This is a genomic window from Roseobacter sp. SK209-2-6 (assembly GCF_000169455.1).
Classification (GTDB): domain Bacteria; phylum Pseudomonadota; class Alphaproteobacteria; order Rhodobacterales; family Rhodobacteraceae; genus Pseudophaeobacter.
The window spans coordinates 313,502-321,686 of sequence record NZ_AAYC01000004.1 but is presented as its reverse complement, the minus strand read 5'-3'; the positions used below and the strand labels follow the sequence as shown (position 1 = coordinate 321,686).

6 protein-coding genes are annotated in these 8,185 nt (G+C 59.6%); 2 read left to right on the top strand and 4 right to left on the bottom strand.

The features are described from left to right. Positions 1–282 (top strand): transglycosylase SLT domain-containing protein (locus RSK20926_RS08960; protein WP_008206007.1); only part of this gene is annotated, 282 nt, incomplete at its 5' end. Positions 283–581: 299 nt separating this feature from the next. Continuing rightward, positions 582–1,397 carry a hypothetical protein gene (locus RSK20926_RS08955; RefSeq protein WP_008206004.1) on the top strand — a complete coding sequence of 272 codons (816 nt, stop codon included), beginning with the start codon at positions 582–584 and terminating at the stop codon, positions 1,395–1,397. A 144-nt stretch (positions 1,398–1,541) separates the two neighbouring features. Here the strand turns inward: RSK20926_RS08955 and RSK20926_RS08950 are convergent, their stop codons facing one another. The 4 genes from RSK20926_RS08950 to RSK20926_RS08935 form a co-directional block, all read right to left on the bottom strand. Next, positions 1,542–2,135: a LolA family protein gene (locus tag RSK20926_RS08950; RefSeq protein ID WP_008206002.1), complete on the bottom strand. Its 594-nt coding sequence runs from the start codon at positions 2,133–2,135 to the stop codon at positions 1,542–1,544. Between the two features lie 116 nt (positions 2,136–2,251). Continuing rightward, positions 2,252–5,260, bottom strand: a complete 3,009-nt coding sequence (locus RSK20926_RS08945) for a DNA translocase FtsK (RefSeq protein ID WP_037254491.1) — start codon at positions 5,258–5,260, stop codon at positions 2,252–2,254. Between the two features lie 111 nt (positions 5,261–5,371). Continuing rightward, a complete protein-coding gene (locus tag RSK20926_RS08940) occupies positions 5,372–6,553 on the bottom strand; it encodes an aminotransferase class I/II-fold pyridoxal phosphate-dependent enzyme (RefSeq protein ID WP_008205999.1) in 1,182 nt (393 codons plus the stop codon). Positions 6,554–6,692: 139 nt separating this feature from the next. Next, positions 6,693–8,024: an amidase gene (locus RSK20926_RS08935; protein WP_037254401.1), complete on the bottom strand. Its 1,332-nt coding sequence runs from the start codon at positions 8,022–8,024 to the stop codon at positions 6,693–6,695. Between the last annotated feature and the right edge of the window lie 161 nt (positions 8,025–8,185).

Here is an 8,185-nt window from a genome sequence, read left to right as displayed (position 1 = left end):
GACTACAAAGAGGCCACAGGACGTTGGCGCGCCAAGCGCAATAAAATCGCCGATGCGACTGATTTCATGGGCTGGTATATGAACACTAGCAAAACCAGGAACGGCATCGCGCTCTATGATGCGCGCAACCAGTACCTCGCCTACCACGAGGGACATTCCGGTTTCTCCCGTGGCACCTATCGCTCCAAGAGCTGGCTTTTGAATGTTGCCAGCAAGGTTGAGGCCCGTTCGCAGATGTATCAGACCCAACTGGCCACCTGTCGCCGCGCACGCCGGGGCTGAGAGCCGCAAGCATCTAAAACATGGGGAAGCCCCCCGATGAAGGGAGGGCTCCCGCGCGGATTGCGGCATTCAACAGAATGCCTGATCCCCTTGGGCCCGGCAGTGCGCTGATGCGCACTGCTGCAGCGCTCCATTTCCGACAAATGGACAAACATCGGTGAAGGGAGGCTGCGACGCCAGTTTCGCCGCCAGAGCCCTCCGCAATTCTGCCTCAAGCACACGTCCAGGTTGAAACCGTTGAAGGTTTGTAGAACTCTCGGTCGGGCAACTTGACGCGAACCATTTGATTTGAGGCCGAAATGACAAAGATGAAGCCGACCATTCTCCTTGCACTATCTTCCGACAAACCAAGCCATGACTGGGAGTTTGGGCAAAAGGCCCTGGGCATCTTGTATGCGGCTGATCCCGCTCTGAAACCGGAACGCCTAGGCTTGGATGATACGGACCTCAGGAAAAAGCGATCATTCGAGACTGTGGAGGACGCGCGCCCGTTCTGGGCGAAGTTTGGCGACTATGTTGAGGCGGAGGATATTTCCATCGTGGATGGGCTGCCAGATCAGCTGATGTCTGGTCTGTTGTGGAAGCGTGCGCGTCCACTACGCGCCCGCGGTTCCTTTTGGTTTGCCTGGTTTCATAAGGTTTTGCAGCAGGCCTTGCCGTCACAATTGGAAATAACGGCTGATTATGTGGAACGCATAGACTACGAAGCCATGTTCAAAGACTATTGCGCCCTCTACGAACCCCAGCAAGCCTATTTGCATTACATCAACAAGGCGGTCAAAAACGAGGATCGAGCACTTTCGGCAAAGATCAATCAGCCTGAAAGACTGAACGGAAATATTTACTCCTTTCTCACCGGTTTCTTTGGTGGCACGAAAGATGAAAAGACCTTTGATTTGGGCGCAATGAACTTCTTTTCCACTGACTGGCTGGGGGAAGGGACGGTAGAGAGGCTGAAAGACGCGGGGCTCTCGGTCACGGAAAGTGCGAATGGGTGTTTTCTCGATCTAGTGCCGAATATCAGCGATCTGGACACCTGTTTCGAGACATTTGTTGAGCGCCGAAAACTGGCCAAGGATATCATCGGGCCAGATCGTTTCGAAATCGCCGCCTAATACCTTACGTATTTCCCTACTCGGCCGAGCGTAGGGCCAAGCCCATGACAAATCGCCAAAGGCGGGCGCAACGCGATGCACCGCTTTTCTGCGCAAACCACCCGCGCGGCTTTCCTCTTACAGAGAATCAGATAACGCGTAGACCTAGCGGCTAGCCCCACTCCCGGCGCCGGTACTGAAAAGACGGTTGCTGAGGGACATGCCGCGCTCCAGCGCGCCCAAGATCACCGTCGTCTGTCCGCCGGCGCTGTCATGGACCACCCATTTGCGCAGCTCCACCGGATCACCGGTGAACATCAGTTCAAGGCTACCATAGTCCGGATTCTCGGGATCCTGTGCGCGTACAATTGTCGTGGTGCCATCAAACCCATGGCCCACCACCATATTGGCGCGACCCAGATCTACCTTCTTTGCCAGAATGATCGACAGCGGCGTACGTCTGAGTGGAAAGGTCTCTGGCGGTTGGTTCGACTTTGGATCGTGCACCACCACTGCGCCAGCGCCTGCAACAACCGTGCCACCGCCATCGCCATCATACTCAAACCGCATCCGTCCCGGACGGTGCAGGTAGAGCTTGCCAGTGGTCAGGGATCCGTCATCGCTGATCTGGGAAAAACTGGCGGTCGCAGTCTTTAGGCCGTTCAGATAGCCGGAAATCTCATTCAGGCTCAGCTGGTCAGCGGCCCAGGCGGCAGGTGCGGCGACGCTGAGCGCCAGTGCAAGCAAATACTGTTTCATGACCCCTAGATAACCCCACCTGTTCAAAAGAAAAGAGGCCGCACCAGATCCGGTTCGGCCCCTTGCAAAATTTTGCTCACACATCGCTCAACTGTGACGCCATCTGTGCCAATCCGCTATTGCTCTGGCACCAGGATTTCACGCTTGCCCACATGGTTGGCCGGGGTGACCAGCCCCTCATCCTCCATCTGTTCCACCAGGCGCGCGGCCTTGTTGTAGCCGATGGCCAGCTTGCGCTGGATGTAGGAGGTAGAGCATTTGCGATCCTTGAGCACCACCTGAACAGCAGAATCATAGAGCGCATCTTCGCCATTGGTGTTGCCGCCGGTGTTGAGGCCCAGAACCGCGTCGATATCGCCAGCCTTCTCATCCTCGGGCCCGTCAATCACGCCGCCAATATAGTCAGGTGGACCAAACTGCTTGAGGTGGTTCACAACCTCCTCAACCTCTTCGTCCGAGCAGAAGGGACCATGGCAGCGGGTGATCTTGGCGCCGCCCGCCATATAGAGCATATCGCCCATGCCCAGGAGCTGCTCGGCGCCCATTTCGCCCAGAATGGTGCGGCTGTCGATCTTGGAGGTCACCTGGAACGAAATCCGGGTGGGGAAGTTGGCCTTGATGGTGCCGGTGATCACATCCACCGAAGGGCGCTGGGTGGCCATGATCAGGTGGATGCCAGAGGCCCGCGCCATCTGCGCCAGACGCTGGATGCAGGCCTCGATTTCTTTGCCGGCCACCATCATCAGATCCGCCATCTCATCGACAACCACCACGATATAGGGCAGCACCTCGGGGGCGAATTCTTCGGTCTCGAACACTGGCTCACCGGTATCGTCGTCAAAGCCGGTCTGCACCGTGCGGCTGAACATCTCGCCCTTGTCCAAGGCTTCCTTTACGCGGCCATTGTAGCCCGCGATATTGCGCACGCCCATTTTGGACATCTTGCGGTAGCGGTCTTCCATCTCACCAACCACCCATTTCAGGGCCACAACGGCCTTTTTGGGATCGGTAACAACAGGAGAGAGGAGATGCGGGATGCCGTCATAAACGGAGAGTTCCAGCATCTTGGGGTCGATCATGATCATCCGGCATTCCGCCGGAGTCAGCTTGTAAAGCAGTGACAGGATCATGGTGTTGATCGCCACCGACTTACCGGAACCCGTGGTCCCCGCAATCAAGAGGTGGGGCATCTTGGCGAGGTTCGCGACCATGGCATCACCGCCAATGTCCTTACCCAGGGCCAGGGGCAGCGCATGGTTGCCATCGCCAAAATCGCGAGAGGAGAGGATCTCGCGCAGGACCACTTTTTCACGCTTTTCATTTGGCAGTTCGATGCCGATCACAGTCCGGCCGGGCACAGTGGAAACCCGCGCCGAGAGCGCCGACATCGAACGAGCGATATCATCCGCCAGGCCGATGACACGCGAAGCCTTGAGGCCTGGTGCCGGCTCCAGCTCATACATGGTGACAACAGGGCCGGGACGCACCGAGACGATCTCACCTTTGACGCCATAGTCATCCAGAACCGTTTCCAGCATGCGGGCGTTTTCTTCCAGCGCTTCATCACTAAGGTGATGACGTTCAACCGTGCCGGGGTTGGTCAGCAGGGACAGCGGCGGCAGTTCGAAATCGTGATTTGCTTCTTCAAAGGCCAGCTTGGGCTGGGCCTCCGCCTTGGCGCGGGTCGACGGCTGCATCGGCTTGCGCTGCGGCTTTTCGACGACAGCTTTGCGCGGCTCTGCCACCGGGATTTCCATTGGCGCAGGGGCCGGTGAAACCGCAGCCTGTGCGACGGAAACAGCATCTACTGTGTCTGCCCGTGGGGTGATCCGCGACACTGGCAGGCCTTCAGAAGCAACGCGATCTGGGGTCAAGCCACCGGCGAGGTGCTCTTCACGCGCAAGAGCGCCCTCTTCTTCGCTGGAATGCTCTTCGCCATAGCCCTGTTGATACAGCGCGGGTGTTTCTGGTGCAGGTGGCATCGGCAGGCCCGCCATCGGGGCAGGTGCCTCTGGGATCGCTGCGGTCAGGGGCGGCTCTGGTGGCAATTCGGCAGCGGCCGGATTGGGGTTGAAGACCAGCGGTTCAGCACGCTGACCACGTCCCTTGGTCAGCGGAAGGTTCGGATCGTGGTCCGGCGCCTCATCCGCCGCTCGGCGGATCCGCACCGCACGGGCGATTTTTTCTGAAATGCGCTCATCGCCGGTCAGCTCGGGCTCACCATGGCTGTCGGTGTCAACCAGTTCCGGCTCTGGCATAGGCTCGGCTGCGCTGCGGCGCATCAGGCCGGGAACGCGCGCCAAGAGGCCCGCCTTCTCCGGTTTTTCAACCGGTTCTTCCTCAGCCAGCGCAAAGATCTCTTCCTCAGGCGCGGTGGCGTAGTCTTCCAGCACGCTCTCGGCGTCCTGCTCTTCGGCAGCAGCCTGTTGACGGGCACTGCGATAGGTCATCGCCGCATGAAGCCCCTTGGAGGCGCCGCGTCCCAGGAGGCTGGCAAAGGCGCCATAGATCAGCACAAACCCATAGGTAAGATAGCGCCCACCACGCAGAATTTCGTGGCGATTGAAGCCGGCGACAAAGGCACCCAGCCAAAGCATGCTCAGCGCAAGAACAACTGACAGCAGTTTCACCATCATGCTGGAACCAAAGGGCAGAAGGGTCAGCAAGGCACCAATCAAGGTGTCCCCAAAGAGCCCCCCAAGCCCAAAGTTATGGGTTACTTTCCATTCCGCTCCAGGCAGCAGCGTGGCCGCATAGGCAGAGGATAGCACCAGCAAAACCGGCAAAAAGACCAAGCGGCCCAGCACCCGGTCTTCGCCGCTATGGCTCAGGAAACGCAGCCCCCAGGCAAAGATCGTCAGAACCAAACTCCAGGAGGCCCAGCCCACCACAAGGAACAGTGGTGCCGCAATAGAAGCACCGGGGCGACCCAGCCAGTTCTGCACCGGCGCATCGGTGGACACCATCCAATTTGGATCATCCGGCGTATAGGATCCCACCATGGCGCCCGCGATCAGCGCCAGGCCAATCAGGAAGATCCCGATCAACTCCTTGCCGCGCTTTTCGATCGCCGCCTGCATCGTGCTGTCTAGCAAGGGATCCCTGTTGCGGGTTTGAAATGCCATGTCAACCTCGGTTCTCATTTGCGCCAGCACTCCGTCTTTTTTGCGGAGCTTGTAAAAACGCATAGTCTCTTATTGGCAAAGCGGCCTCCTCCCAGGGGGGCCGCATCGCATTCATGTGTATAGCGTGCGCCGCAGGGTGGTCAGCGCTTCTCTGGTCTCGGCGGCAGGTGCCACCAGCGCCACGCGGATATAGGCTTCGCCGGGGTTCTGCCCTTTGGCGCCCTGGGCCAGATAGGCCCCCGGCAACACCCGAACACCGGTTTCCTGCCACAGTTTCAGGGCTGCGGCCTCCCCGTCTTTGACCGGTAGCCAGAGAAAGAAACCCGCCGCCGGGGAATAGTAGCCATCCAGACCGGCAAAGACCTCATCGGCAATCTGGTATTTTTCCTGATAGAGCGCACGGTTCTCGATCACATGCGCCTCATCCGCCCAGACCTTAGCCGCCGCCGCCTGTAGGGGGGCGGGCAGAGGAGCGCCTGAATAGGCGCGCAATTGGCGTATGCGGCGCATATTCTCAGGCCCTGTCGCCACCAGTCCCGACCGCAGGCCGGGCAGGTTCGAACGTTTGGAGAGTGAATTGAACAGCAGCACCCGCTCCGGGTCGGCGCCCAATTCCTGCGCAACCGTCAAGGCGCCCACAGGTGGGGTGTCGCGGTAGATTTCGGAATAGCACTCATCCGCAAAAATGCGGAAGTCATATTTTTCCGCCAGCCGGATCAGATCCGCCCAGTATTCGCGGCTGGCCACAGCCCCCTGGGGGTTGGCCGGGGAGCAGACATAGGCCACCGCGCAGCGATTGAGCTGCTCTTCCGGCAGGCTGGCATAGTCAGGCAGGTAGCCATTCTGAGCAGTCGCAGGCACAAAGACAGGTTCGGCACCGACTGAAAGACTGGCCACCATGTAGACCTGATAGAACGGATTGGGGATCAGGATGGTGGGTTTGCGACCCTTCTTCTGCTCTGGGCAGAGCGCCATAGCCGCATTGTAGAGCCCCTCACGGGTGCCATTCAGCGCCATGATTTCACTGGCCGGATCCTTGGTCACGCCATAGCGACGCTTGATCCAATCCGACAGCGCCTCCAGCAATGCGCTGGAGCCATCATTTGGAGGGTAATTGTTGAAACCGCTGGCGTTTTCAACAATGACATCCGTCACCCATTGCGGGAAGGCATGTTTCGGCTCCCCGATGGTCATATGCACAGGATCGCCCCCGGGGGCGTGATGATCTAGCAACGCCCGCAGACGCGGGAATGCATATGCCGGTAGATTGGCAAACCGCTCTGGAAAATCCATTTTTCAGCCTCAATGACGGGATCATTCGCGCCCCGTTTGCCTACAGGTTACAGAGACATGGCAGTTGCGTCCAGCCGGCTGAACCGGCTGTGGCAAATTTGTGGCATTCTGGCAAGAAAGGGTTAACGCCAGAAGGACGTCAGACAAGCGCTGCCTCTACCGAGATCCCGACCCGTAACAGCAGCTCTTCGCAATCCGGTTGCCCCAGGATCTGCAAACCGCAGCTTGGTCTTCCGGTTGGCAGGCTCAGCGCGCAGAGACCCATCAGATTGCCAATCCGCGTATTGCGCAAGGCCAGGAGATTGGCCCTGACATAGTAGCCCTCTTCCTTCTCCAGCCGTTCGACCTCGGGTGGCAGGATCGGGCAGGTCGGGCTCAGCACCCCGTCAAAGCCTGCCGCAGCCTGATCCCAGGCCAGACGACATTGCTCCAGCTTGGCCCAGCCCGCGACATAATCCGCGCCGCTGTGCTCTGCCCCTGAGCGGAAGCGCGCCAGGATTTCCGGATACATCACCTCGGGGCTGGCCTCGATCACGTCCCGCCAGAGCCCGTAGGCCTCGGTGGTGAAGAGCACCGGGCTCAGGTTCATGGCTTCAACCAGTTCCGGAACCTCCAGCGGCACCACCTCTGCCCCGGCAGCGCGCAGCTTCTCCAGCGCCTCGCCGTAGGCTTCGGTCACCTCAGGATCCAGATCCTCCTGCGCGATGGTCTGCAGATCCGCAAACCGACGCCCTTTGAGCGGCGCAGGATTGCGTAGATCCGGCCCGGCATTGCCTTCCAGCAGCCCCAGGGCCAGCCCCGCATCCTCTACCGAGCGGCAGAGCGGTCCCACCGTATCGAACTTCAAACAGAGCGGTACAACACCTTCCAGGCTGATCCGCCCCGATGTGGTCTTGAGCCCCACCAGATCGTTCCAGGCAGAGGGAATACGCACCGAGCCACCGGTATCAGAGCCGATACCGCAGGCGGCCAGCCCAAAGGCAACAGAGGCCCCAGCCCCAGAGGAAGACCCCCCAGGGGCAGCACCTTCGTCATTGACGCAAGGCGGGGTGGCTTTCACCGGGTTGAGGCCAAGACCGGAGAAGGCCAGCTCACTCATATGCGTTTTGCCCAGACAAACAGCTCCCAGAGCGGTCGCAGTTTCCAAAACCTGCGCATCGCGATCAGGAATACGGCCTTTCAGCAGGTCAGAACCGGATTCAGTGGCAGTTCCCGCAGAATCAAACAGGTCTTTCCAGCTGATCGGCACCCCATCCAGCGCCGAGCGTCGCAATCCCAGGCGCGCGCGCTCAGCCGCGGCACCGGCCGCTGCCAGAGCGCGCTCTGCAGTGACGGCAGAATAGATCCGGTCCCGATGGGGATGGGCCTCTATGGCGTCCAGGTAGCACTGGGTCAGCGCCACCGGATCGATTTCACCCGCCGCAATCCCGCGCCCAAGATCCGCAGCAGTCATTGTCAACCAGCCCTGCATTCGCCAAGCCTCCCCTCTTGTTTGTCCGGACGGTAGCGCCCTATGTCGCAACAGACAATCCCAGACCAGAACTTGCGCCGGATGGCAGGCGCAAAGCCGAACAGGCCCACTCAATTGGGCGCGTTTGGCCCCATGGACAATTCTGGCAAAGCGCGCATATT

Bases quoted from the DNA above. Each gene is read 5' to 3' on its own strand.
- RSK20926_RS08935 (WP_037254401.1), bottom strand. From the start codon at position 8,024: ATGCAGGGCTGGTTGACAATGACTGCTGCGGATCTTGGGCGCGGGATT.
- RSK20926_RS08955 (WP_008206004.1), top strand. From the start codon at position 582: ATGACAAAGATGAAGCCGACCATTCTCCTTGCACTATCTTCCGACAAA.
- RSK20926_RS08950 (WP_008206002.1), bottom strand. From the start codon at position 2,135: ATGAAACAGTATTTGCTTGCACTGGCGCTCAGCGTCGCCGCACCTGCC.
- RSK20926_RS08945 (WP_037254491.1), bottom strand. From the start codon at position 5,260: ATGGCATTTCAAACCCGCAACAGGGATCCCTTGCTAGACAGCACGATG.
- RSK20926_RS08940 (WP_008205999.1), bottom strand. From the start codon at position 6,553: ATGGATTTTCCAGAGCGGTTTGCCAATCTACCGGCATATGCATTCCCG.